We start from the raw sequence: 597 nt of genomic DNA, 5'->3' as shown, positions 1-597 counted from the left end.
GACCAAACGTAAGTACATAGTCTGAAAGGGAAAGGGAAAAAGAAGGAGAGAAGGGAGAGAAAAGAAGGGAGGGGAGAAGAGGGAAGAAAAGAAAGAAAAGGAAGGGAGGGAGGGGAGGGAAAGGAAGAGATCAATATCCTTATAGTTTGGGAGAGGTGAGGGGGGGGGGGAGAGAGAAGAGAGGGGGAAAACTGATTCATATTTGAGAGAAGGGAGAGAAAGAAAAAGGAAAAGGGGAGAGGAGGAAGAGAGGAAAGAGGAGAAAAAACGGAGAAAAAAAAAGAGGGGGGAAGGAGGGGGGCAGCAGAAAGAGGAGGAAAAAGGGGAAAGGAGGAGAGAAGAAGAGGAAGAAAAGAAAGGAAGAAGAGAAAAGAAGGAGGGGGAAGGAAGGGAGGGGGGGAAAGGAAATTGACAAATAACACACAGAAGGAGGAAGGAGAGGAGGGGAAGAGGAGAAGGGGAAGGGGACAGAAGAATATTCGGAGCAAAGAAGGTAAAAAAAAGAGGAAGAAGGAAAGAAGAAAAGGGAGGAGGAGAGGAGGAAAAGGGAGAAAAAAATGGAAGGGGTAGAAGAAAAAAAAAGGAAGAAGAAAAGAA

2 protein-coding genes are annotated in these 597 nt (G+C 45.9%); both read left to right on the top strand.

Annotation, left to right across the window (positions count from 1 at the left end):
• Positions 1–202 precede the first annotated feature (202 nt).
• Entirely contained in the window at positions 203–412 is a 210-nt protein-coding gene (locus E1963_RS23900) for a hypothetical protein (protein ID WP_132281720.1), read from the top strand.
• Positions 409–570: a hypothetical protein gene (locus E1963_RS23895; protein WP_167482282.1), complete on the top strand. Its 162-nt coding sequence runs from the start codon at positions 409–411 to the stop codon at positions 568–570. The genes E1963_RS23900 and E1963_RS23895 overlap by 4 nt, the downstream gene beginning before the upstream one ends.
• The last annotated feature ends 27 nt before the right edge of the window (positions 571–597 follow it).

Origin of the sequence: Extibacter muris (genome assembly GCF_004345005.1) — a bacterium.
GTDB classification, from domain to species: Bacteria; Bacillota; Clostridia; order Lachnospirales; family Lachnospiraceae; genus Extibacter; species Extibacter muris.
This window is presented reverse-complemented; position numbering and strand designations above follow the sequence as displayed.